This window comes from Halarcobacter anaerophilus (assembly GCF_006459125.1).
Taxonomy (GTDB): Bacteria; Campylobacterota; Campylobacteria; order Campylobacterales; family Arcobacteraceae; genus Halarcobacter; species Halarcobacter anaerophilus.
This window is the reverse complement of sequence record NZ_CP041070.1, coordinates 2,943,938-2,967,158: the sequence shown is the minus strand read 5'-3', so window position 1 is coordinate 2,967,158 and position 23,221 is coordinate 2,943,938. Positions and strand designations below refer to the sequence as shown.

The following is a 23,221-nucleotide window of genomic DNA, read 5'->3' as shown; positions in this document are numbered from 1 at the left end:
TTTACTCATCGTCAAATAATCCTGAACTTAGATATCTCTCTCCTGTATCGCAAAGTAGAGTAACTATTGTTTTACCTTTATTTTCAGGTCTTGAAGCAACAAGTTCTGCTGCATAAACGTTAGCTCCTGCACTAATACCTACTAATAAACCTTCATTTCTTGCCAACTCTTTAGATGTTTTTATTGCATCTTCATTTTTTACTGTTATTACTTCATTGTAAAGTTTTGTATTTAAAACATCAGGAACAAATCCCGCACCAATACCTTGAATTTTATGAGGTCCAGGTTTTCCTCCGCTTAAAACAGGAGAAGCATCAGGTTCTACAGCTATAATCTCAATATTAGGATTTTGCTCTTTTAAAATTTCACCTGTTCCTGTAAGTGACCCACCTGTTCCCACAGCTGCAATAAAAATATCAACTTTTCCGTCTGTATCTTTTAAAATCTCTTTTGCAGTTGTTTTTCTGTGAATATCGGGATTTGCTTCATTTGCAAACTGCTGAGGTATAAAAGAGTTCGGTGTATCTTCAGCTAATTCATTAGCTTTATCAATAGCTCCTTTCATCCCTTTTTCAGGTTCAGTTAATACAAGTTGTGCCCCAAAAGCTTTAAGAAGTTTTCTTCTTTCGATACTCATTGAACTTGGCATTGTAAGAACAAGTTTTATTCCAAGTCCCGCACAAACAGAAGCTAATGCAATTCCGGTATTCCCGCTTGTAGGTTCAATAATTGTAGTATCTTCATTGATTAAACCTTTTTCAAGTGCAGTTTTTATCATATTTGTTCCGATTCTGTCTTTTACAGAATGTGTCGGGTTCATAAATTCACATTTCCCCAAAATTGTAGCGTTTGTTTTCTCGCTTGCTTTTTGTAATCTAACTAAGGGTGTATTTCCTATTAACTCTGTAACGTTTTGTGCAAATTTCATCATATCTCCTTTAATTTATATATTATAATGTAATACTTGGTTGTATTTGTCTTGATACTCGTTTAACTGAGCAAGACTTATCTCAAATAATTTTTTCATATTCTCTTTTGCCTCTAGAAAGAACATATTTAAAACAGGGTTATCTGTCCTTTTGTCTAAGATTTTCAAATCCCCTTCCAGGGCAATTAATATATCTTTTACTATGATCTCTTCAGGTTTTCTAGCTAAGATATATCCGCCTTTTGCTCCTCTAATACTCTCTACCAAACCTGCACGTCTAAGTTTACTTAGAAGCTGTTCTAGGTAGTTTTGAGGAATATTTGCATTTGAAGATATCTCTTTTATTTGTAAAGGAGTATCCTCTTTATGCTTACTTAACTCATACATGGCTGTTAAACCGTATGCACCTTTTGTGGAAATTAACGGCATTTTACTCCTTATTCTAAAGCTTGTTTTAAATCCTCAACCAAATCAATAGGATTTTCCAAACCTATTGAGAGTCTGATTGTTGTAGGATTTATTCCTGCTTCTTTTAACTCTTTTTCATTCATTTGAGAATGGGTTGTAGAAGCAGGGTGTACTATTAAAGACTTACTGTCTCCTATATTTACGACTACACTAAACAGTTTTGCACTGTCAATAACTTTTTTTGCTGCATCAAAATCTTCTACTTCAAAAGAGATTAACCCTGAAGCTTTTCCGTCTTTGAAATATTTTTGTGCTTTTTCATGGTAAACACTTGATTCTAATCCCGGATAATTTACCGATTTTACTTTAGGGTGTGTTTCTAAAAATTTAGCAACTTCTAAAGCAGAGTTTGAATGTTTATCCATTCTAATATCCAATGTCTCGATTGTTTGCAAGAGTAACCATGAATTATGTGGAGATTGTGCTGCTCCAAAATCTCTTAATAAAGCAAGTCTTGCTCTTAAAGTAAAGTTTGGAAGAGGAACTTCCGTATAAACCAGACCGTGGTATGACTCATCAGGTTCATTAAAATGAGGGTATCTTTTGCTGTTTTGTTTGAAAAAATCAGCCAAGCCGTCTCTTTCTATAATAACTCCCCCGATTGCACTTCCTTGACCGTTTGTATATTTTGAAGTTGAGTGAACAACAATATCAACTCCCCATTTAATAGGATTAAAAAGCCAAGCACTTGCAACTGTATTGTCACAAATTGTTAAAACACCGTTTCTTTTTGCAATCTCTACAATTTTTTCCACATCTGCTACAGCTATTTGCGGATTTGATAAAGATTCAAAAAAGATTGCTTTTGTATTTTCATCAATTTGCTCCTCCAAATTAGAAGCATCTTCGCTTTTAAATATTTTTGCACTTATTCCAAATCTTTTTAAAGAGTGAGTTAAAAGTGTAACTGCTCCGCCGTAAAGTTTATCGGAAATTAAGACATTATCTCCTGCTTGAGCCACATTTGCAATCGCATAAAAAATTGCCGCTTGACCGCTTGCTACGCAAAGTGCTCCGGCACCGCCTTCTAATTGGGCAAATCTTTGTTCTAAAATATCTGTTGTCGGGTTTGTTAATCTTGAATAAATAGACCCCAACTCTTTTAGAGCAAATAGATTTGCAGCATGTTCAGCATCTCTAAATGCAAATGCAGTAGTTTGAGCAATAGGAACATTCATTGTCCCCCATCCCTCTTTATTGTTATATCCTCCATGTACTGCAATAGTCTCTTTTTGCATAAATTTTTCCTTTTGATTAATTTCATATATCTAATTGAGTGAAATTGTATACTAATTTTCTTATAATGTCAAGTAGTTTAATAATATTTTATAAAAAGCCTTATTATAAGGGCTATATATAATCTATAGTAAAATACTTTAGATTAGTTTTGTAGGGTAAAAAATATGAAAAATCGACTTTTTAGTATAAAATATTTATGAAAAAATAAGGTTGTGTATGCAATAGTTGTATATACAATAAAGGGAATGAATGAGAGCAGAGTTAGATAAATCAATTTTATTTAAAGTAAATCAAACAGCAAATTTATTAAATAGTTCTTTTAATCAAGTTTTACAACCCTTTGATATTGCAATCGAACAAAGAATCACTTTAGAATTTATAAAAAACAGAAAAAGCGTAAATCAGACAAAAATAGCAAAAGTTTTGGCAAAAGATAAAACAACAATAAGTAGAACTCTTAGAGCTTTAGAATCAAAAGGTTATATAAAAAGAGATGAAAAAAGCCTGGATAAAAGAACAAATTTGATAAAATTAACAGCTTTGGGAGAAGAAGTTTTAGAAAAGAGTTCTTATACCGTAAAATCTTTTAGAGAGAGTTTGTCTTCTAAACTCTCTAAAGAGGAAGAAGAACAACTCTTTAAACTCTTAAACAAGCTTTTAAGTTCATTAAAAGAAGAGTAGATGAAAAAAGCAGTAAATCATATTTATCTTATAGTATTATTATCGATTCTCTCTTCGGTTGCACCCATTGCAACAGATACTTACATACCCTCAATTCCCGAAATAGCAAGTGATTTTAATGTAACTATTGAAAAAATTGAATTAACTTTATCTATATTTTTAATTGGATTTTCAATAGGACAAATATTCGGCGGTCCCATTTCAGACAGAATAGGAAGAAGAAAAAGCTCACTTTTCGGACTTATGGGTTTTGCTTTTTTTAGTTTTATAATGATTTTTAGTTCAACTATTTATGAGTTGTGGTTATATAGATTTTTTGAAGCAATCTTCGGCGGAATTGTAGTCGTAAATGCAATGGCAGTAGTAAGGGACAAATTTCACGGAACGGAAGCAGCCAAAGTATTCTCTTTGATTGGAACTATTAGAAGTATTGCTCCTCTTATAGCTCCTGCAATAGGCTCTTTAATAATACACTTTTTTTCATGGCAGGCTGTATTTTTATATCTTACTTTATATGCTTTGTTTACGGCATTTTTAATATATAAAGATTTAGATGAGAGTTATACTTACGTAAAGCAGAGTATTTATCAATCATATAAAATGGTATTAACCCATAAAACGGCAATGAAAGCTATGTTAACTTTGGCTTTGGGCTTTTCGGGGTTCTTTATTTTTATTGCAAAATCCTCTTTTATATATATAGAATATTTTAAAATCTCGACTGATTATTTTCCTTTGTTTTTTGGATTTAATTTTATAATTTTAATAGGAATGATAAAAGTAAATATAGAGTTTTTAAAAAAATTTAATCCAATCGATTTGGTTAAGTATAGTCTTCTTATTCAAATTATTACAGGAGTTGTATGGATAATAAATTATAATGAGCCTTCATTAACGATAATAATGATTTTAATGGCAACTTACATGAGTATGATGGCTTTTGTTTTCGGTAACTGTATGGCACTTGCTCTTGAACACTTCTCCCAAAATGCGGGAGTAGCTTCGGGAGTAGTGGGAGTTTTACAGTTTGGTTTAGGGGCAATTATATCTTCAATTGCACTTGTTTTTCACTCTAACTCTTTTTTAGCAATAGGAGTTAGTATAACACTTATTTCAATAATTGCTTTTTTAATTATAAGAACTTATAAATAATAGGAGAATTTATGATCAAAATTTTATCTTTTTTGGGATTACTAGGCACTGCCTGTTTTGCCAATGAGTTTGAGAATCCGGATTTAACTACTTCTTGGGTTGGTCTGGCTACCTTGTTAATATTCGTTGTAGGGTATTATTTTATTGCAAATGAAGAGAAATATCATATTGACAAATCAGTACCTGCACTTTTTATAGGTATTTTTACTTTTTTAATGATTGCCGTTTATTACGGTTTGAATGATTTAGATATTCATTTGGTACACAATGAAGCGGAAAGAGTTATCTTAGAAATTGCAGAAATTTTCTTTTTCCTTTTTGTTGCTATGACTTATATTGAATCCTTAATTGATATGGGAGTTTTCGACAGTTTAAAATATAGTCTTATTTCAAAAGGTTATACTTATAGAAAACTTTTCTGGGCAACGGGATTTCTGGCATTTTTTATCTCACCTATTGCAGATAACTTAACTACGGCTCTTATTTTATCAACAGTTTTAATCACAATTGATAAAAATAAAAAAGAGTTTTTAGTTCCGGGGGCAATAAATATTGTTGTTGCAGCAAATGCAGGCGGGGCTTGGTCACCTTTTGGAGATATTACTACACTTATGGCTTGGACAGCAGGAAAAGGACATTTTGTTGATTTCCTATTTCTTTTCCCTTCTTCAATTTTAGGGTATCTTGTAACAGCCTTTTTATTATCAAGATTTGTTCCAAGAAGCAAACCTGAATTTGATGCTAAAAAAGAGTTAAAACCAAAAATGAAAGAGGGAGCAAAAGAAGTAATAGTTTTAGGTGTTGTTACAATTGCTTGTGCCGTTTTATCTCATCAAGTTTTAGATTTCCCTGCAATGTGGGGTATGATGTTTGGGCTCGTACTTCTTAAAGTGCATTCATTTAAACTTAGTAAAAAGTTCGGTAAAGATCACTTTAATGTTTTTGCTTCAATGGCAAAAATAGAAAACAATACTTTAATGTTTTTCTTCGGTATCCTAGCTGCCGTTGGGGCTTTATATTTTGTAGGTTGGCTAACACTTGCTTCAATAGTTTACGAACCGCAGCATTTAGGACCTACAATGTCTAATATAGCTGTTGGATTTTTATCCGCTGTTGTAGATAACGTTCCTGTTATGTCTGCAATTTTAAAAGCAAATCCGGATATGGATCTTTCAAACTGGATGTTAGTAACTCTAACAGCAGGTATCGGAGGTTCTTTAATCTCTTTTGGTAGTGCCGCAGGTGTTGGAGTAATGGGAAAACTAAAAGGAATTTATACTTTTAGTTCTCATATGAAATATGCTTGGACGATTTTACTTGGTTATTGTGTATCAATAGCTATTTGGTATTTTCAATTTGAGGTTTTAGGACTCAATTAAAATATAACCAAAGAGCGTCCAAAAGGGATTTTGTTTTTTTTATTTGACAAAGCCCATAAAACTTCGTAAGGAGGAGGAATTTTAGGAAAAATTCCTTCTCCGTCCGTAAAATACAGAAGCATAGAACTCATAGGAAGATTTGCTTCTATATACTCAAATACAGGTCTGTAATCAGTCCCTCCACCTCCTTTTAGTGAAAACTTTAATTCATCTCCTCCTTGAAAAGAGTAGTGACCTTGAACTTTTGCATCGGCAATTATAAGCTCTATTGCAACAGAAGGAAAGTTCTGCATAATAGATTTAAACTCTTCTATGAATGCTCCTAAAAGTTCATCTTTTATACTTCCTGAAGTATCGATTGCCACAACAAGACTTAATGTATCACTTGCCAAACTCGGAAGAGCAATTCCTCTGTAGATATGTTTTTTATTTGGGGGCATAAAAGCATAATTGTTTCTCATATGGCGATTTATCGCATTATAAAGTTCAAATCTCCAATCAATATTTTTTGCTTTCATTTTTTTTGCAAATCTCTCAAAACCGCTTGGCATTAAAGATTTTCTTTGAGCTACTTCTTTTGCCAAAGTTGCCGCATACTCCCATTGCTCTTCATCTTTTTCATCATCTATCTCTTGGATATTATCAATATTTGCAAAGATTGATTCTCTTGTTTCCTCTTTAGTATCAACTAAAGTGTTGTTTGATTTATCAGTTTTATCATCAAAAGCGTTTGTTCCTTCAAAATTGTTTTGTTCTAACAAAACTTTATAAATCTCTTCTGCATACATATTTTTAAACTCTTTATTATAGTTTGCACCTTTGGGAATTTTCAGTCCATTTTTTTTAAGCATAGAGTTTATTGCAAAATCCGTTGCAAGCTGCCAAAGATTTCCTTTTCTGTTTAACTTTCTTTGCTGATGGGATAAAATATGGTGCATAACGCAGTTAGTAAGAATAAAAATAAGTTCATCTTTTGAACAGTTTTGTATAAACTCAGGGTTATATTTAAACCTTTTTCCGTTACTTGCATAGAAGCTGATATCTTTATCCTCTTCATGTCTAAGCCTTGAAGCCAACATCCCAAAATATGGATGTTTTGAAGTTAGTTGGCTTTTTGCTTTTATTAAAAGTCTGTTTGCATCAATCATAATCAGTGTAAAAGAGAATTGAAGTTTTTAATCCATAAAGGCCAACTCTTTAGATAATCAAGACTAATCTCTCTTTCTCTTAAATCCTGAACTATCATAACGGCGAACTCTCCGGGAAGATTCAGAGTATATTTTAATAGATTATCTAACGTTTCGCTTGAACTTTCATCATCGACTCGCATTGTAAGCGAAGTACATAAAATATGTAAAGCTGAAGTCTCCTGCGGTACTTCTTGTTTTACTGAACCTCTTAAAATTTCATCCATATTCGGCAGTTTGCTTTCAACCTCTTTAAAGCCTAAGAATGAAGCTGCCAGCTCTTCACCTATGGCTCCGCTAATCATGGTTAGAAGTAAATCTTCATCAGGTTTTGATTTTAAGATTTCATCAACATATTCCCAAGTTCTAGGGGTGGCAAAAGATTTGTTATCATCATTTGTATTAAAAGCAAACAGAGCATCGGGTCTATATGAGATAAAAGCTATTATAGAGGTCTCAATATTTGCACTTTTAGCCCAAATTTTCCAGTCCTCTACATTTGGTTCCATCTCTAAGTGAACAAATCTGTTTGCCAAAGGAGAAGCCATACGAAAAACTACACCTCTGTCACTCTCTCTATTTCCTGCTGCAACAATTGCCCAATCTTCGGGCAGGGTATATTCTCCTATTTTTCTATCTAAAATAAGCTGATAAGCCGAGGCTTGAACCATGGGAGCTGCCGTATTTAACTCATCTAAAAAAAGAATTCCTTTTTTCTTTGAACCGTCAGGAAGAAAAGAAGCTGGAGCCCAAACGGCACTGTTATCATCTTGATTAAAAAAAGGGATTCCTCTTAAATCGGTTGGATCTAAAAGCGAGAGTCTTAAATCTATACACTCAATACCTTGTTCTTTTGCTATTTGCGAAACAATAGAGGATTTTCCAATACCCGGAGGTCCCCATAAAAAGATTGGAACTTTTCTTTTTGTTAGATGATCTATTGCTCTTTTTGCGCTTTGAGGATTCATTATTAGCCTTTTTTTGATTTGTTTTTTATTTGCAAAAAGCATACCAAATTGGCTAAAATTCACTTTTATAAAAAATGAGGTGAAATGAAAATAGCGATAATTGGAGCCGGAGCTGCCGGAATAATTGCAAGTATAATAGCAAAAAGAGAGAATAACTCTTTAAAAATAGATCTTTTTGACATAAACAATGCAATAGGTAAAAAAATTCTTGCAAGCGGAAACGGAAGATGTAATATCTCAAATATAGATTGTAAGGTTGAAAATTATATCGGAGAAGATCCAAATTTCACAGAATTTGCTTTAAAACAGTTTGATTTTAACTCTTTTAAAAAATTTTGCAAAAGTATAGGTTTGCTGCTTGATATAAAAAAAGACGGTAAAGTTTATCCTTTGTCAAATGAAGCAAAATCAGTTGTAAATCTGCTTCAAAACTCTTTGGAAGATTTGCATATAAATCTGATTTTGGAAACAAAAATAACAGGAATAGAAAAAGAGAATAAAAAGTTTAATTTAAAAGCAGAAAATAGAGAGTTTAAGCAGTATGATAAAGTTTTAATAAGCTCAGGGCTAAAAGCTGCACCTCAATTAAATGCTACAGAAGAGGGATTAACTTTAGGCTCTGTTTTGGGGCATACTTTTAATCCGACTTACCCTTCTTTAGTCGGACTTCACACCGATTTTGAACAAAAAAGCAAAATCCAAGGAGTTAAAAAAGAGTCTTTGGTAACACTTTTTATAGACGGGCAGAAAGAAAAAGAGATAAAAGGAGATCTGCTTTTTACAAAATACGGAGTATCGGGCTTTGCAATTCTTGATATCTCTCAATATGCTGCATATCCTTTAAGTTTATATCAAAATGTACAAATAGCAATAAATCTTTTTCCAAACTTTAGTAGAAATGAGGTTTTAGGAATGGTTGAATCTCTTTTTAAAACTCTGCCCAAACAAAATGCAATGCAGCTTTTAACGGGAATAATCTCAAATAAACTAGCTCCTGTAATATTTGAAATCTGTAAAATAGATAAACAAAGTAAAGCAGAAGATATAAATGCCAAACAAATTAGAGCAATTTTAAATACCCTTATAAACTGGAGATTTAAAATTACCGATACTCAAGGGTTTAAACATGCAGAAGCCAGCGGCGGGGGTATTAGAACAGAAGAAGTAGATAATAAAACTTTTGAAAGTAAAAAATGTGAAGGCTTGTATTTTGCAGGAGAGATTCTGGATATTGTAGGAAATCGCGGAGGATATAATCTTCAATTTGCTTGGGCAAGCGGATTTTTGGCGGGTAAAGCACTTTCTCAAAAATAGATTTTCTAAGTAGAAATTTTTGTCAAACTAAATCTAAACTTAATTCTTCTGTATAAAGTCAGGGCTTATTTATAATTTTAATAATTGGTATTAAAATTACTTAAGAGAATAAATAGAATTCTAAATTAAATGAAAGGATAAGTCATGAGAAATGGTGTATATCTTACTTTGATACTTTTTCTTGGTACTTTAGGATATCAAGCTGTTCAAAGTATTTTGAGTTCAAATAATATGCTATTAGGTGGAGTAATCTTTTTATTAATTAGTTTAGCTATAGGGTTTTTTGCAACTCATTATAAAAAAAGAGTTGAGTTATCAATTGCACAAAAGGCTATTAATATAGGACTTATAGGCCTGTTTGCTCTTTACGGCATTTTTACGGCAGTAAGTTTATTAACAGGGGCTTCTATAGGAATGGTATATAGTGTAGAGGGTATTCTCTTTTTAGTTGCAAGTGCAATACTACTTTATAGTTTAGGATTATTTATAAAAGATAAACTTTATCATCAGAATATAGCATAAAGTTTAAACAATCATTCTAAAGAGGTTTTATTTTACCTCTTTAGAGTATTTATATAATAATTAATCCAGATAAAAATCATTATTTTTAAGAATTTCTAACATAAAATTAAGAAAAAATCTCAAAATTAAAACGCGACTAAGTTGCGGTATGCTAATATTTCATCCAAAAAAATTCAGGAAAAGATTATGCCTAGAGAGTTAAATCAAAAACAAGTTGAAGAGATTCACAATTTATTATTGGAAAGTAAAAAAAATATAGAATCTACATTGAATACAATATCTGATTCTCATAACGATTTAAGTAATATGGACTTAAATGATGACGGTGACTTTGCAGCAGCTAGCAGAGACTATAACAATGATATTCATATTAAGAAACAGCAAGTTGAAGAGTTAGCGCTTATAGACCATGCTTTGTCAAAAATCGAAAAAGGTACATACACCGGACTTTGTGAAATGTGTGATTCTGAAATCGGGATGAAAAGATTAAGAGTTAAACCTTATGCAAAATATTGCATAGATTGCAGAAGTTATATAGATAAGAAGTAAAAATAGATTTAAAAAAATCTATTTTTAAAAAACTCCTTTTATATTAAAAGTGATACTTCTTGGGGCTCCTACATAATAACTTGTAGTATCTTCAAGAATATCGACACTTCCTATACTAGAGATATATTTTTCATCAAAAATATTTAAAAATGAGAGTTGAAACGATAACTCTTTTGCAAACAGTACATTTTTGAAATTATATCCATATGTTAAATCAACAGTAGTATAATCGTCTATTTTCTCTTCATTTTCTATATCTGCATATCTTTCACCTATATATCTTCCTTTTACTGAAAAGATATGTTTGTTTAGTTGATATGCCGCACCCATTTTTAGAGTAAATCTAGGTGTTTCAGGAACTTCGTTGCCTTTTAAACTATATTTTGTATCTGAATAATTAATATCCTCTTTTACTTCGCTGTATGTAATTGCCGGATTTATAAAAAGAGATAAGTTTTCTGTGGGTTCAATATTACTTTGAATTTGCATACCGTAGATAACTGCTTTTCCTATATTTTGTAGATAATCCACTCCTAGTTGGGGATCATATGCCGAACTTAAAAGATTATCATGGATATTGTAAAAAAAGCTTGTAGTTACTTCTGCATTATCAAAATATTTTCTAATACCTATATCAAACATATTAGATGTCTCCATTTCCCAAGACTCAACAACAGATTTTAAAGATTTTCCTTGTGCTAAAAGTTTATCTCTTAATCCGTTTTTATTTGCCGCATATTGTGCCGCAAAAGAGTATCTGTAAGGTCTTTGATAACCTTTTCCCCATTTTGCAAAAGCTTCTAAGGTATCATTGATTTTATATTTTAATCCTAACGTAGGCAACCATGCTCTGTACCTATTCTCTCCTATTTCTCCTCCGGGAGCTATTGTTCCGTTTGAAACGGCATCATCATAGTTCGAATAACTATTATTGCCTAAATATGTGTCATTTGCAGCCTCTTTATAGTAAAAATATTTTAAACCTGCTTCGACTTTTAAATCCCCGAAATTAGTTTTTGCCATAAGATAAGGTGATACCATTTCTGAAGGACCGTGATTTTCATTAAGCCATTTCCAACCTAAATGATCTCTTTGTTTTGTCGTACTGACTTTTTCTACATGTTTTTCAAGCCAGCCTCTCTCCATCCAGATACCGTTTTCGATATTTAGTTTATCTATTTTATAGTTTGTTGAAAATAGTATTCCTACTCTTTTTGCATCTACTTCTCCTATCCCGTCACCTTCTTCACTTGTCTCTTCATATTTAGAACCGTAGAGTTTTAGTAGACAATCGGCACTAAAACAGCCTTTTCTTAGAGAAAATTGCAGATCATTGTATTCTGAGTCATCTTTCCAATAGTCATAATAGTCTTTTGAATTTGGATCGCTACTTTGATAATCTTCATTGTAGTATTTATCCAAATCTTTTGTTTGCTCATAAGTGAGCCCTTTAAAATCGTGTCTTTTTTGTTCATTATGAGTATAAAAAATTTCAAAAGGGAAATTCTCGTTTGAAGAAGTTACTCCCAAAACAAAGTTTTTCTTTGGTCCTAAATCCCCTTTTCCTTTCCATTTTTGAGCATCTGCTCTACTCATTGAGATAAAAAACTTATAATATTTGTTTATTAAACCGCTGTCGGCTCTTACGAAGGCTTTGTAAAAATCATCTTCTCCCGTAGTTAGGGATATTGTTCCTTGAGGTATATTTGTAGGTCTTTTAAAAATTAGATTTATAAGTCCCGCTTTACTTCCTACACTGTTTCCCGTATTTGGAGTAAGAGCTCCCGTATAGTATTCTATAGTTTCAAGATTTTCAAGGTCATAAATATTTTGTCTAGGTCCTATTGGTCTAATAGAGTAGTTAGGCACTCCCTCTAAAGTCATTGCCATAAAGTTGCTGTCTACACCCCTGCTTCTTGCTTTTGTCGGAGCCAAACCATAGGCATCTTGAGATTCAATAACAAGTGAAGGGTCTATGTCCAAAGTTTTATAAACCGAACTTTTTGATTTATCTCCAAATAGTTCTATACCTTTGCTGCTTATTTCGTTTTTTTCTTTTAAAGGGTCTATATCTTGCATAGTCAAAGAATCTATGGCAGTTCCTGTAATAGTAACGGGTGCTAGTTCTGAACAAAGAAGTAAACTATTAGATAGTAAAATAGTACAAATATACTTATTCATAATGTTTCCTTATAGGTGAGTGTTTAATTTTGTCTCTAATAGTAATAATAATCATTTAAGACGGAAATAAAAAAAGTGGCAACTTATGTATTTTTAGAACAAAGCTGAAAAATTTTAAGTATATTTGAAAATTAACTATTATAATATAGCTAAATATTTTTACAGGATAGAAGATGTTAATGTTATTGTATTTTTTTATTGCAGTGGGGATCTCTTTTTTATGTTCAATTCTTGAAGCCGTACTTTTATCTATTACTGCTTCTCACATAGAGATTGTAAAGGAGAATAATAAAAGGCTGGGACTTTTGATGGAATCTCAGAAGAATAATATAGATTTTTCAATAGCAGCAATTTTGACTTTAAATACTTTTGCCCATACCTTAGGTGCGGCAGGAGTCGGTGCCGAAGCTGCAAAACTTTTTGGAGAAGAGTATATGTTTTATATCTCCGCTCTTCTTACTATTTTGATTTTAGTATTTTCAGAAATAATTCCAAAAACATTAGGAGCTTTTTATTGGAAAAAACTTGCAGGTTTTTCCACAAGAGTTATTAAATTTTTAACGGTAATTACTTATCCTTTATTGGTAGTTATGAATAAAATTACTATTTTGATAGCTCCCCAGGAAAAAGAGAGCATTACAAAAGAGGAGATAATAGCAACTGCAAATATAGCTGAAGAGAAAGGGATTTTAAGAGAAACCGAGAGTTCGATTATAGAAAATCTGTTAAAACTTCATAGTATAAGAGTAAAAGATATTTTAACACCTAGAAGTGTAATGTTTTGTGTGAAAAAAGATGACCTTCTTCAAAGTTTCAAAGGAGAAAATCTTTTAAAAATGGAAAAGTTTAAAGAGTATTCAAGAGTTCCCGTTTATGGAGATAATATTGATGATATAAGAGGAATAGTTATCTCTAAAGAGCTTTTTCATGAAATGATTGAAAACAAATTGGAGCATAAAGAGAAGATTATAAAACCCGTTAGCAGTGTAAATGAAAATGTTCCTGTCTCAAAACTTATTGATATGTTTTTGGCAAAAAAAGAACATCTTTTTATTGTTTCAGACAATTACGGGCAAACTGAAGGTGTTGTAACTTTGGAAGATGCCGTTGAAACACTTCTTGGAATTGAAATAGTTGATGAGTTGGATTCAAATGTAAATATGAGAGAAGTTGCCAGAGCAAAAATGTTAAAACATCGTGCCCAAAAATTAAAAGTATAAAAAGGAAACCCTTCTTTTCCTTTTTATACGAAAGAACTATTTTTTACAATGTTCTGCGTAAAAGTTACCGAATTTAAGCCCGGTTCCTTCTTTATCTTTTTTAACGGTATATTTTGTAACAACAGGATTACACTCGTCAATCCATGAGTATAAATCATAAACTTTTACTTTTTTAAATCCCATTTGTCTAAAAGTTTGTGCTTCAATTGAAGCTCTTGCAGCAGAGTTACAAATTACGATTAGATTTTGTTTTACAAAATTCTCATCATCGTCTAAAGCATATAATGCAAGGGCTTTTTCAGGTGCTTGTCTTCCGACTCTTACACTTCCTTTTATATGTGCCCCTGACCACTCTTCCATTGTTCTAACATCTGCAACAATCCAATCTTTTGATTTAAGAGCATCTTTCACCTCTTTTGTAGTTGCGTAATTTCCCGCTTTTTTATTTTCTGCTTTTAGGTTTTTAGTCAAAGCATGATAATCAACAAAATCACTAGCCAAAAGTGAAGTTGCTGCTGCTAATAAAATTCCTAAGCCAATAGCCTTAATCTTCATATAGTCTCCTTCATAAATTGTCGAATTTATTATAATCAAAGCTTATTAGTAGAAACTTAAGAATATCTTATAATTTGACTATATAAAATATAAGTTTAAGTTATATAATAAGAGATATATATCAAATTTTTTTTAGATTCAAAGAGCATTTTTATCTCTACTTCAAAGAGATTTTATATAATTACGAAATCAAACTTTTATAGGAATTTCAATGAATAGTATAATAGAAGAACCAAAATCAAAATTTGAAAAAAAACTTGTTCAAGAAAAATACAATGTAAATGTTGCTTTTTATGTTCATTTAAAAGAGTATAACAATAGTGTTAGAGATGAACTTTTACATAGAATAGAGGAGGTTTTCTTCTACTCAAGAGGTGTAGAGTGGAAGTTTGACAGTTTCGGTATAGAAAAATCAGGTTCAAGAAACAAAAGTATTTTAGGCTATTTTATTTTTAGAACGGCAAATGTAAATGAGTTGAAAAAGCTCTTTTTGGAATATTTTAAAGATTATGATAATGCCGTTAAAATAACTTGTTCTGTAGCAGAATATCAAAAAATCAATGAAGAATTTTTTGAATTAGAGGTTTAATAGTTCACTTTTTTATTTTTACTTCTTTTTATGATTTCTTCTTTTATATGAAAAAAGGCTAGAATTAGGGAAATATATTCTAATAAAGGCTGTGTTATGAATTTTAAGAAAATTACTTCTTTAACGATGTTTTTCGTAATGTTAGTGATGACATATACGGGAATAGTTTTATTTATTGCTCCTCCCGGAAGGATTGCGCATTGGTCAAATTGGGAGATTTTCGGCTTAACAAAAGATGAATATGCAAATATTCACAGTACATTTATGGCTCTTTTTATTTTTATGACTCTTTTTCATATTTTTTATAATTTCAAACCAATAACAAGTTATATGAAAAACAAAGCAAGAGAGTTTGTCTTTTTTACAAAAGATATGATTGTAGCACTTGTATTGACTTTGGTTTTTCTTCTTGGAACTCTTTTTAACCTTTCTCCCTTTTCAAATTTTTTAAATCTTGGAGACGGAGTTAAAAATTCATGGGAGAAAGAGTACGGAACTGCTCCTTATTCCCATGCAGAACTCTCTTCTCTTAAAATGTTTTCAAGAAGATTAGGTTATGACTTGCAAAAAAGTGAAGAGATTTTAAAACAGAATAATCTAAAATACAAAACATCTCAAAGTTTGACTCAAATTGCAGACTCAAATGGAGTCAGTCCTCAATTTATATATCAACTTTTAAAGAAAAATTTTCAAAAAGAGGGAAGTGCAACCATTGAATTAACAGGACTTGGAAGAAAAACGGTTCAAGAAGTTGCAAACACTTTGAAAATCTCTACGGAGCAATTTATAAATCAGCTGAAAAGTTTGGGAATAGAAGCAAAAGCAGATGAAAAGTTTAGGAGTGTAACTGAAAAATATGATTTAAGTCCGATGGATGTAATGATAAAATTAGGTTATAAAAAATAGGAGTAAGGTAAAACTTACTCCAAAAGCTTTAGTATATCTTGAGGTGTTTTTACAATATAATCGGCACCATTTTCTATAAGTTCTTTTGTTCCTCTAAATCCCCATGAAACGCCAACTGCGATCATTCCTGCATTTTTTGCGGTTTTAATATCCACATCGCTGTCTCCTACAAACAGAATATTGTCGCAAGAAATGTCAAAATTTTTTGCAATTAGTTTCGCTGCTGTGGGATCGGGTTTTTTAGGAATATTCTTTTTTTGACCGTGAACTTCCTGCATATTTATATCATGGAAAAATTTTTCATAATATTTAACGGTAAATTCATGGATTTTATTTGATAAAATCCCCATTTTTATCTCTTTTTCATGTAACTGTTTGAGAAGGTCGTATATACCTTCATAGGGTTTAGTTTCATTTTGTACACCCATTTCATAAACCTCTTTAAATCTTTCAAGAATTTTAAAAAAGAGTTCTTCTGAAATATCTTTAGGAGTGCAATTTTCTATTAAAACCTGAATCCCTCCACCCACAAAATTTTTATAATCTTCTAGTTGGTGTACTGGAAGATTAAATTCATCCAAAACTATATTTGAACAAATAGCTATATCTTTTAGTGAATTAAGTAAAGTTCCATCCATATCAAATATAACTGCTTTTTCATTTATCATAACTCTATTACCTCATTGCTTAATTCATTTTTATCATCTTTTTGTATAGGGAAGTTTTTTATTAAAACTTCACTGCAAGCTCTAATTGCTTTTAGATATCCTTGAGTAAATTTTTTGTTTTTTACATCTTTTATAAACTCTTTAACGATATTTTGCCAGAAACTATTATCTATTTTTTCTTTTATCTCTTTATCTGTGATTATTTCTACATATTTTTCATCAATTGAAACAAAAAACATAATAGCTTGTCTATTTTCGGTCTGTCTTAATCCAAGATTGGAAAACTCTTGTTTTGCATTAAAAGAGGCTTTTTCATATTTGTATGCTTTGGGCAAAAAGAGTAAAACAATTTTTTTAAATCTATTTATCAGAAGATAAAAAAAGAGAAAAGATAAAACCTCTATTTCAAAAAGTTTAACCGCATCTATACTAAAATATAAAGAAATAATCGATACCACAGCGCTTAAAAGTAAAGATAATACTAAAATTTCAAACCTATAAGAGGATGATATTTGTGTAATTACGGCAACTAACTCTGCCGAACTTCTTTTTTCAAACTCTTCAATCTCTTTTGAGATTATCTCTTTTTGTTCTTTATTTAAATACATTACCAACCTCCACTGGCTCCACCTCCGCCAAAACTTCCGCCACCGCCGCTGAAGCCTCCGAATCCACCTGAAAAACCGCCTGAACTTCTTCCTGAAAAACCACCGAAACCACCTGTATGTGTTGAGTGTGAACTTGTATATGAATCATAAGAGACTTTTTTTGTAGTAAAGAAAATTATAATTGATATAATAAAAAATGCCAATGCAGAAAGAATAAAACTATTAAAAAAAGCTATTGCAAAAGCCCCTGCAAATCCCCCTAACATACTTGAATGAAAAATTTTAAAGAGAGTATTACTTTTAAAAGCTTTTCCGAATGAGGCTAAAACAGGGGATAAAAATATTATTACAAAATATAAGAAAAACCAGTTCATGGTCTCTTCTTTGGGAATATTATAATTTTCAGGTTTGTATTCCCCTTTTATGGTATCAATAACAGCCTTTGCTCCTTGATAAATACCTTGATAATAGTCTGCTTGTCTAAATTTGGGTTTGATTATATATTCAATAATCTCATGGGAAATTTTATCGGTTAAAGCCCCTTCTAAACCATAACCAACTTCTATTCGTATTTTTCTCTCTTTCTTTGAGACGATTAATAATACGCCGTTGTTCTTTTTCTCTTGCCCGATTTTCCAATATCTTCCTAACTGATAACCGTAATCTGCTATATCATAACCCTTTAAAGAGTTCAAAGTTACGATAACAATTTGATTTGAAGTCTGTTTTTCATGATTTTCTAATAAAGAGTTTAGTTCATTTTTTTGATTTTGGGAAAATAGTTCCGCTTTGTCAACCACTCTTCCTGTTAGTTCAGGAAAGCTTGGCTGTGCAAATAGAATATTTTGAAAAAGAAAAAGGCTTAAAAATATATACAGGAACTTTTTCATTTTAGAATTGAACTTTTGGAGCCTCTTGCTCTTTAGGTGTTGCCGTAAAACTCTCTTTTACTTTGGCTTCGGGGTAGAAAATTGCGGCAATTATTCTTCCCGGATAAGTTCTTAACTCAGTATTGTAAAGTTTTACTGCTTGGATATAATCTCTTCTTGCAACAGAGATTCTGTTTTCAGTTCCTTCTAATTGTGATTGTAAAGCCAAAAAGTTTTTATTTGCTTTTAAATCAGGATATTTTTCTACTACTACCATCAATCTTGAAAGTGCTGAACTCAAAGCATCTTGTGCTTTTTGAAACTGCTGAAACAGTGTTTTGTTTGTCAACATTTGGGGAGTTAAATTTATTTTACCCACACTTGCTCTTGCTTTGGTGACCTCTTCCAAAGTCGATTTTTCATGTTCTGCATAACCTTTAACAGTAGATACTAAATTAGGGATTAAATCTGCTCTTCTTTTATATTGGTTTTGGACTTGTGACCAAGAGGCTTTTACATTTTCATCAAGTTTTGGGACATTGTTTATATTTGCCGTTACAAGAGCTAAAAAAGCTAAAATAATTATACCGATACCTATAAGAAATGCTCTCATCTTAAACCTTTGTTTTTTTGATTTATGGTATAGTATTGAAATTTTAATTAATAAATAATGAATACTGTTTTTAAGGAGTATAATGAGTTCTTGGGAAAATGTAATCAATATTGAGAAAAGCAAAGAGTATTATAAAAATTTAAAAAGTGAAATTGACAGAAGATACGAAACAACGACCGTATTCCCTCCTAAAAATAAAATTTACAATGCTTTTTCAAAAACATCGTTAGAGAATTTAAAAGTTGTTATTTTGGGACAAGACCCTTACCACGGAAGAGGACAAGCACAAGGTTTGGCTTTTTCTACTCCAAAAGAGATAAAAAATCCTCCCTCAATGCAGAATATTTTAAAAGAGATTTATGAAGAGTTTAAAAAACCTTCACTTTGTGTGGACGGGGATTTAACACCTTGGGCAAAACAAGGAGTTCTTTTGATAAATGCCATTTTAACGGTAGAAGAGGGAAAAGCAAAATCACATCACAATTTAGGTTGGGAAATCTTTACGGACAATATAATCAAATATATTTCCGAGAATTGTGAAGGAATAATTTTCCTTTTGTGGGGAAGTCCCGCTATTGCAAAAAGTAAATTAATTGACAAATCAAAACACTATATTTTAACTGCTCCCCACCCAAGTCCTTTATCTGCATACAGAGGATTTTTCGGGTGTAATCATTTTATAAAAGCAAATGAGATATTAAAAAATATAGGTAAAGAACCCATTAACTGGTAGGAGAAAAGATGGAAGAGAAGTGGTATTTAGAAAACACGGGAAATTTAAATCAGATTTTAAGAGTTAGAGACGATATAGATCTTCCTCAAACCATAAAGGAATTTCCTCATTTGGTATTAATAAAATGTGAATATCATGTTGCTGATGATATTATGTTCCCGGATCCTGCTTGTATAGCTTTTTTTACAGCTTTTGAAAATAACCATTTAGAGAGTTTGGAAGAGGAGAATAAGGTTGCTCTTTTGGCAGTTGATATATGTGAAGGTACAATGCAGTTTTATCTTTACTGTAAAGATCCCGAACAAACGGTATATGACTCCATAGATTTTTTAAAATCAAATAATTTGTATAAATGTGATTTTGAAATTATTAAAGATGATAAAGGCAAAAGATTAAATCAAATTATTTAATCTTTTAACTCTTTTAAAAAACCGACAAAATTTTTGTTGTGTATTTTATTTATTTGAAGATAAATATATGCAACAATAATTACGTTTAGATAAATCAAGGCATCCGTAAAAGGAAAAAAGAAGAGAAGAATTCCGGCAATTAGAATAAAAACAGGATATATTAACTTTATTTTTTCTTCATCTTTTTCTAAATAGAGTTTATACTCTTTATAATTTTTATCGATAAACTCTTTATCTTCTAGGGTTAAACGGTTTTTATTTTTTAAATCATTTAAACCTTTTATAACATCAAGTCTTTTTTTATATAAATAATATTTATAAAAAATTGCTAATAAAATCAAAATAGAAAACATATTAGAAACAAGTTCAGCTAGGACTGCTATATTTTGCATATTCTGCCTTTTGATAGATTTTATAAATTCTATAATAAAAGATATTAGAATTAAATAACAAAAAAATTATATAGTATAAATATATCTAAAGATTATTTTAGTATAATTTAAAACATTATTTTAAAAGGAGTTGATATGATTAGAAAATATGTTGGTGTGATGTTGATGTTTATGACATTTATGTTTGGTGCAATTAATTTTAACAAAGCATCCAAAGAGGAACTTATGGAACTCAAAGGAATAGGGGCAAAAAAAGCCGATGCAATTATTGAGTATAGAAAATCCAATAAAATAAACAGTGTGGAGGATCTCCTTCCTATAAAAGGTTTCGGTCAAAACTTAATCTCAAAAATCAAAAATTCTCAGATAAAATCTAAATAAAACTTAAATGATGTTTAGAAAATAAAACTAAACATCATTTTCTGCAAATTTTTTGCTATAATAAAATAAAACTACTATATTAGGGTCTTGTTATGAAAATATCCGGTAATTCATTTTGCCCCTGTGGGAGCCAAAAAAAATTTAAAAAATGTTGTAGAGTTTTTCACTACGGAGAAAATCCGGGTAATGCTCTTGAACTGATGAAATCAAGATATAGTGCATATGCTGCCAATGATTCAGATTATATAATTAAAACTACACACAGAGATAACAAAGATTATACTTCCGATGAGCAAAAGTGGAAAGAGTCGATTCATGATTTTGTAGGTCATACCGAATTTAAAGGTTTAGAGATTTTAAATTTTGAAGAGGGAGAAGATACAGCTTATGTGACTTTTAAAGCCTCACTTTTTCAAGGAGCAATTGATGTCTCTTTTACAGAGAAAAGTAAGTTTGTAAAAGTTCATGATCTTTGGCTTTACCACAGCGGTGAAATTATTGAATAAAGAATTTGTAAAAAAAATTTTCAGTACTCAAGAGGGATTAATCTTTCTTCTCTCTTTACTTCTTATCTTGGCAACAGGGATATTTTTAATCATATACTATTTTTTTGATTCTAATTTTTCAAGTAAAGTGGCAACTATGATTTTCACAAATGTTTTTATAGGTAGAGTTCCTGCTCTGTCTTTCGGATATGCTTCCAACTTATCCCATTTTACGGTTATTTCATTTAATATTCTGGCTGAAATGATTTTAGTTACTCTTATTTATTCACTTTTTGTTTTTAGTTATAAAGGAGTAGTAAAAATAAAACAGTTGGAAAACTTTTTTAATAAAGTTTCAAAAAGAAAAGAGAAACATGAAAAGGTTTTTGTAAAATACGGGCGTTTTGGACTCTTTATTTTTGTTTTTATTCCTTTTTGGATGACAGGACCTGTTGTAGGTTCAATAATCGGATTTTTAATTGGAATTAAACATTTTACTGTTATATTTATTGTTTTTTGTGCAACTATAATCTCTATTACCATTTGGGGTATGTTTTTACAAGAAATTGTTGATTTCCTAGCAATGTTTGATATTCGATTTATTTGGATACTTGTTTTTGTAATAGTAATTGTTGCATTGATTTTTAGATATAGAAAAAGAGGTTAATATGAAAATACTTTTGGCTCCTGCTGAGACAAAAAACAGTGGCGGAGAAGGAAAAGCTTTTTGTAAAGAGAATTTCTCTTTTGATAATTTGTTTGAAAAAAGAGAAGAAATTTTTAATCGTTATGAAGATTTTGTGAAAAGTTCTACTTTAGAAGAGTTATCAAAATGGTTTGGATTAAAAAAACTTGATGAAGTTGAAAAATATAAAGAGAGTTTAATAAATAAACCTACGATGAAAGCTATACAAAGATATAACGGTGTTGCTTTTGATGCACTTGATTACAACAGTTTAAATAAAGATGTACAAAAATATATTGATGAGAATGTAATTCTTTTTTCAAATCTTTTCGGTCCTTTGCTTGCAAAAGATAAAATCCCTGAATATAAGTATAAACAAGGTGCTAAATTGCCTGATATTAGTGTTGAAAAATTTTATATGGATAATTTTACCAAAAGCTTGGATGAGTTTGTGGAAGATGAAGTGATTGATTTAAGAGCAGGATTTTATGAAAAGTTTTATAAAGTCAAAAAAGCAAATACTTTGACGTTTAAATTTATAAAAGAGGGAAAAGTAGTAAGTCACTGGGCAAAGTTTTACAGAGGAAAACTTCTTCAAGAAATAGCAAAAAATAAAATATCAAATCTTAGCGAATTTATGGCTATGCCCCTTCCTAATCTTAGATTAAATGAAATTCAAGAGAAAAAAAATATAAAACTTCTTATTATGGAAATTGAATAAACTAGTTTATTAGAATTAGAGATTTCTAAGCTTATAAAGATAATATTTATCTATTAAAATATTATCTTTAAAGGAGACTTTATGAAAAAGATTTTACTCTCTTTAGTTTTTTTTTCTTCGGTTTTGTTTTCAAAAGAAGGTTTTGTAACTTATAAGGTTGATGCAAAAGAGTACGAAGCTTATATTAGTTCTCCTTCAAAAAATGCCCCTCTTGTTTTTTTAGTGCATGATTGGGACGGTTTAACCGATTATGAAGTTAAAAGAGCAAAGATGTTAAATAAAATGGGATATGCAACTTTTGCCGTAGATTTATACGGAAAAGGCGTTAGACCTGAAAAACTTGAAGATAAAAAAAGATTAACAACGCAGCTATATAAAGACAGGGAGAAGATGAAAACTTTGCTTTTTGCCGGTTTAAATGAGGCAAAAGATCAAGGATTAAACGTGAAAAACTCTTTAGGAATAGGTTACTGCTTCGGAGGTGCTGCAATTTTAGAGTTTGCAAGAGCAGGAGCTGAGCTTAAAAAGTTTGTTTCTTTTCACGGGGGACTTAAGACTCCAAAAGGTGAAGACTATTCAAAAACAAAAGGAGATATCGTCGTATTTCATGGAAGTGCAGACAAAGTCGTAAGTATGCAAGAGTTTGCAACTTTGGCACAAGAACTTGAAAAAGCTGGAATAAAACATGAAATGACATCTTACAGCGGTGCTCCTCATGCTTTTACTGTATTTGGTACAAAAAAATATTATGAGAGTGCAGATAAAAGTTCATGGAGAAGGTTTTCAGAAATCTTAGAAGATACATTAAAAGAGTAAAA

Annotated in this window: 28 protein-coding genes; 16 read left to right on the top strand and 12 right to left on the bottom strand. The window is 30.9% G+C overall.

Features of this window, described 5'->3' with window-relative positions; translation table 11 throughout:
• Nucleotide 1: 1 nt before the first annotated feature.
• From cysK to AANAER_RS14650, 3 genes are read right to left on the bottom strand one after another with little or no spacing between them, the layout of a single operon-like run.
• Complete coding sequence (gene cysK, locus AANAER_RS14660; protein WP_129082845.1) at nucleotides 2-928, bottom strand: cysteine synthase A; 927 nt, start codon at nucleotides 926-928, stop codon at nucleotides 2-4.
• Between the two features lie 15 nt (nucleotides 929-943).
• Entirely contained in the window at nucleotides 944-1,357 is a 414-nt protein-coding gene (locus tag AANAER_RS14655; RefSeq protein WP_044419307.1) for an RrF2 family transcriptional regulator, read from the bottom strand.
• Nucleotides 1,358-1,365: 8 nt separating this feature from the next.
• Nucleotides 1,366-2,634, bottom strand: coding sequence for an O-acetylhomoserine aminocarboxypropyltransferase/cysteine synthase family protein (locus tag AANAER_RS14650; RefSeq protein WP_129082846.1), 1,269 nt, complete (start codon nucleotides 2,632-2,634; stop codon nucleotides 1,366-1,368).
• Between the two features lie 250 nt (nucleotides 2,635-2,884).
• Between AANAER_RS14650 and AANAER_RS14645 the strand changes: the two genes are divergently transcribed.
• From AANAER_RS14645 to nhaD, 3 genes are read left to right on the top strand one after another with little or no spacing between them, the layout of a single operon-like run.
• Entirely contained in the window at nucleotides 2,885-3,316 is a 432-nt protein-coding gene (locus AANAER_RS14645) for a MarR family winged helix-turn-helix transcriptional regulator (RefSeq protein ID WP_044419309.1), read from the top strand.
• Nucleotides 3,317-4,468, top strand: a complete 1,152-nt coding sequence (locus tag AANAER_RS14640) for a multidrug effflux MFS transporter (protein ID WP_084593316.1) — start codon at nucleotides 3,317-3,319, stop codon at nucleotides 4,466-4,468.
• Between the two features lie 14 nt (nucleotides 4,469-4,482).
• The gene (gene nhaD, locus AANAER_RS14635; protein WP_407646610.1) at nucleotides 4,483-5,847 is read left to right on the top strand and encodes a sodium:proton antiporter NhaD; all 1,365 of its coding nucleotides are present in this window, start codon (nucleotides 4,483-4,485) and stop codon (nucleotides 5,845-5,847) included.
• On the opposite strand, the gene AANAER_RS14630 is transcribed toward nhaD, so the two are convergent.
• Both AANAER_RS14630 and AANAER_RS14625 read right to left on the bottom strand, forming a co-directional pair.
• Complete coding sequence (locus tag AANAER_RS14630) at nucleotides 5,844-6,995, bottom strand: vWA domain-containing protein (protein ID WP_228135665.1); 1,152 nt, start codon at nucleotides 6,993-6,995, stop codon at nucleotides 5,844-5,846. The two genes, nhaD and AANAER_RS14630, sit on opposite strands and share 4 nt — an antisense overlap.
• 2 nt (nucleotides 6,996-6,997) lie before the next feature.
• Nucleotides 6,998-8,002, bottom strand: a complete 1,005-nt coding sequence (locus AANAER_RS14625; RefSeq protein ID WP_044419521.1) for an ATP-binding protein — start codon at nucleotides 8,000-8,002, stop codon at nucleotides 6,998-7,000.
• Between the two features lie 84 nt (nucleotides 8,003-8,086).
• On the opposite strand from AANAER_RS14625, the gene AANAER_RS14620 reads away from it, so the two are divergent.
• The 3 genes from AANAER_RS14620 (at nucleotide 8,087) to dksA (ending at nucleotide 10,387) form a co-directional block, all read left to right on the top strand.
• Nucleotides 8,087-9,316 carry a BaiN/RdsA family NAD(P)/FAD-dependent oxidoreductase gene (locus tag AANAER_RS14620; protein WP_044419311.1) on the top strand — a complete coding sequence of 410 codons (1,230 nt, stop codon included), beginning with the start codon at nucleotides 8,087-8,089 and terminating at the stop codon, nucleotides 9,314-9,316.
• 144 nt (nucleotides 9,317-9,460) lie between these two features.
• Nucleotides 9,461-9,838, top strand: a complete 378-nt coding sequence (locus AANAER_RS14615; protein WP_044419312.1) for a hypothetical protein — start codon at nucleotides 9,461-9,463, stop codon at nucleotides 9,836-9,838.
• A gap of 186 nt (nucleotides 9,839-10,024) precedes the next feature.
• Complete coding sequence (dksA, locus tag AANAER_RS14610; RefSeq protein ID WP_044419313.1) at nucleotides 10,025-10,387, top strand: RNA polymerase-binding protein DksA; 363 nt, start codon at nucleotides 10,025-10,027, stop codon at nucleotides 10,385-10,387.
• Nucleotides 10,388-10,411: 24 nt separating this feature from the next.
• On the opposite strand, the gene AANAER_RS14605 is transcribed toward dksA, so the two are convergent.
• On the bottom strand, nucleotides 10,412-12,568 hold the full coding sequence (locus AANAER_RS14605) for a TonB-dependent receptor (RefSeq protein ID WP_044419314.1): 2,157 nt from the start codon (nucleotides 12,566-12,568) through the stop codon (nucleotides 10,412-10,414).
• 173 nt (nucleotides 12,569-12,741) lie between these two features.
• Here AANAER_RS14605 and AANAER_RS14600 point away from each other — a divergent pair, with 173 nt between their 5' ends.
• Entirely contained in the window at nucleotides 12,742-13,788 is a 1,047-nt protein-coding gene (locus AANAER_RS14600) for a CNNM domain-containing protein (protein ID WP_044419315.1), read from the top strand.
• A gap of 36 nt (nucleotides 13,789-13,824) precedes the next feature.
• Here AANAER_RS14600 and AANAER_RS14595 read toward each other — a convergent pair whose 3' ends face one another.
• Nucleotides 13,825-14,343: a rhodanese-like domain-containing protein gene (locus tag AANAER_RS14595; RefSeq protein WP_044419316.1), complete on the bottom strand. Its 519-nt coding sequence runs from the start codon at nucleotides 14,341-14,343 to the stop codon at nucleotides 13,825-13,827.
• 211 nt (nucleotides 14,344-14,554) lie between these two features.
• On the opposite strand from AANAER_RS14595, the gene AANAER_RS14590 reads away from it, so the two are divergent.
• A complete protein-coding gene (locus AANAER_RS14590) occupies nucleotides 14,555-14,932 on the top strand; it encodes a hypothetical protein (protein WP_044419317.1) in 378 nt (125 codons plus the stop codon).
• Nucleotides 14,933-15,028: 96 nt separating this feature from the next.
• Nucleotides 15,029-15,838, top strand: a complete 810-nt coding sequence (locus AANAER_RS14585) for a DUF4405 domain-containing protein (RefSeq protein ID WP_044419318.1) — start codon at nucleotides 15,029-15,031, stop codon at nucleotides 15,836-15,838.
• A gap of 14 nt (nucleotides 15,839-15,852) precedes the next feature.
• Here AANAER_RS14585 and AANAER_RS14580 read toward each other — a convergent pair whose 3' ends face one another.
• The 4 genes from AANAER_RS14580 to AANAER_RS14560 are packed head-to-tail and all read right to left on the bottom strand — an operon-like array spanning nucleotide 15,853 to nucleotide 18,596.
• Nucleotides 15,853-16,506, bottom strand: a complete 654-nt coding sequence (locus AANAER_RS14580) for an HAD family hydrolase (protein WP_052502777.1) — start codon at nucleotides 16,504-16,506, stop codon at nucleotides 15,853-15,855.
• Nucleotides 16,503-17,114 (bottom strand): TPM domain-containing protein, encoded by a 612-nt coding sequence (locus AANAER_RS14575; RefSeq protein ID WP_044419320.1) that lies wholly within the window; start codon nucleotides 17,112-17,114, stop codon nucleotides 16,503-16,505. The genes AANAER_RS14580 and AANAER_RS14575 overlap by 4 nt, the downstream gene beginning before the upstream one ends.
• Nucleotides 17,114-18,004 carry a TPM domain-containing protein gene (locus tag AANAER_RS15045; protein WP_044419321.1) on the bottom strand — a complete coding sequence of 297 codons (891 nt, stop codon included), beginning with the start codon at nucleotides 18,002-18,004 and terminating at the stop codon, nucleotides 17,114-17,116. The genes AANAER_RS14575 and AANAER_RS15045 overlap by 1 nt, the downstream gene beginning before the upstream one ends.
• Before the next feature lies 1 nt (nucleotide 18,005).
• Nucleotides 18,006-18,596, bottom strand: coding sequence for a LemA family protein (locus AANAER_RS14560; RefSeq protein WP_052502778.1), 591 nt, complete (start codon nucleotides 18,594-18,596; stop codon nucleotides 18,006-18,008).
• Nucleotides 18,597-18,678: 82 nt separating this feature from the next.
• Here AANAER_RS14560 and ung point away from each other — a divergent pair, with 82 nt between their 5' ends.
• A complete protein-coding gene (gene ung, locus AANAER_RS14555) occupies nucleotides 18,679-19,329 on the top strand; it encodes a uracil-DNA glycosylase (protein ID WP_129082848.1) in 651 nt (216 codons plus the stop codon).
• Between the two features lie 8 nt (nucleotides 19,330-19,337).
• Nucleotides 19,338-19,739: a DUF695 domain-containing protein gene (locus AANAER_RS14550; protein ID WP_129082849.1), complete on the top strand. Its 402-nt coding sequence runs from the start codon at nucleotides 19,338-19,340 to the stop codon at nucleotides 19,737-19,739.
• Here AANAER_RS14550 and AANAER_RS14545 read toward each other — a convergent pair.
• Nucleotides 19,736-20,131 carry a hypothetical protein gene (locus AANAER_RS14545; protein ID WP_129082850.1) on the bottom strand — a complete coding sequence of 132 codons (396 nt, stop codon included), beginning with the start codon at nucleotides 20,129-20,131 and terminating at the stop codon, nucleotides 19,736-19,738. The two genes, AANAER_RS14550 and AANAER_RS14545, sit on opposite strands and share 4 nt — an antisense overlap.
• Nucleotides 20,132-20,266: 135 nt before the next feature.
• On the opposite strand from AANAER_RS14545, the gene AANAER_RS14540 reads away from it, so the two are divergent.
• The 5 genes from AANAER_RS14540 (at nucleotide 20,267) to AANAER_RS14520 (ending at nucleotide 23,219) form a co-directional block, all read left to right on the top strand.
• Nucleotides 20,267-20,512 carry a ComEA family DNA-binding protein gene (locus tag AANAER_RS14540; protein ID WP_228135666.1) on the top strand — a complete coding sequence of 82 codons (246 nt, stop codon included), beginning with the start codon at nucleotides 20,267-20,269 and terminating at the stop codon, nucleotides 20,510-20,512.
• A gap of 92 nt (nucleotides 20,513-20,604) precedes the next feature.
• Complete coding sequence (locus AANAER_RS14535; RefSeq protein ID WP_129082851.1) at nucleotides 20,605-21,018, top strand: YchJ family protein; 414 nt, start codon at nucleotides 20,605-20,607, stop codon at nucleotides 21,016-21,018.
• Nucleotides 21,011-21,664: a small multi-drug export protein gene (locus tag AANAER_RS14530; protein ID WP_164969369.1), complete on the top strand. Its 654-nt coding sequence runs from the start codon at nucleotides 21,011-21,013 to the stop codon at nucleotides 21,662-21,664. Before AANAER_RS14535 ends, AANAER_RS14530 begins: the two co-directional genes overlap by 8 nt.
• A 1-nt stretch (nucleotide 21,665) precedes the next feature.
• Complete coding sequence (locus AANAER_RS14525) at nucleotides 21,666-22,403, top strand: YaaA family protein (protein WP_129082853.1); 738 nt, start codon at nucleotides 21,666-21,668, stop codon at nucleotides 22,401-22,403.
• A gap of 81 nt (nucleotides 22,404-22,484) precedes the next feature.
• The gene (locus tag AANAER_RS14520) at nucleotides 22,485-23,219 is read left to right on the top strand and encodes a dienelactone hydrolase family protein (RefSeq protein WP_129082854.1); all 735 of its coding nucleotides are present in this window, start codon (nucleotides 22,485-22,487) and stop codon (nucleotides 23,217-23,219) included.
• The last annotated feature ends 2 nt before the right edge of the window (nucleotides 23,220-23,221 follow it).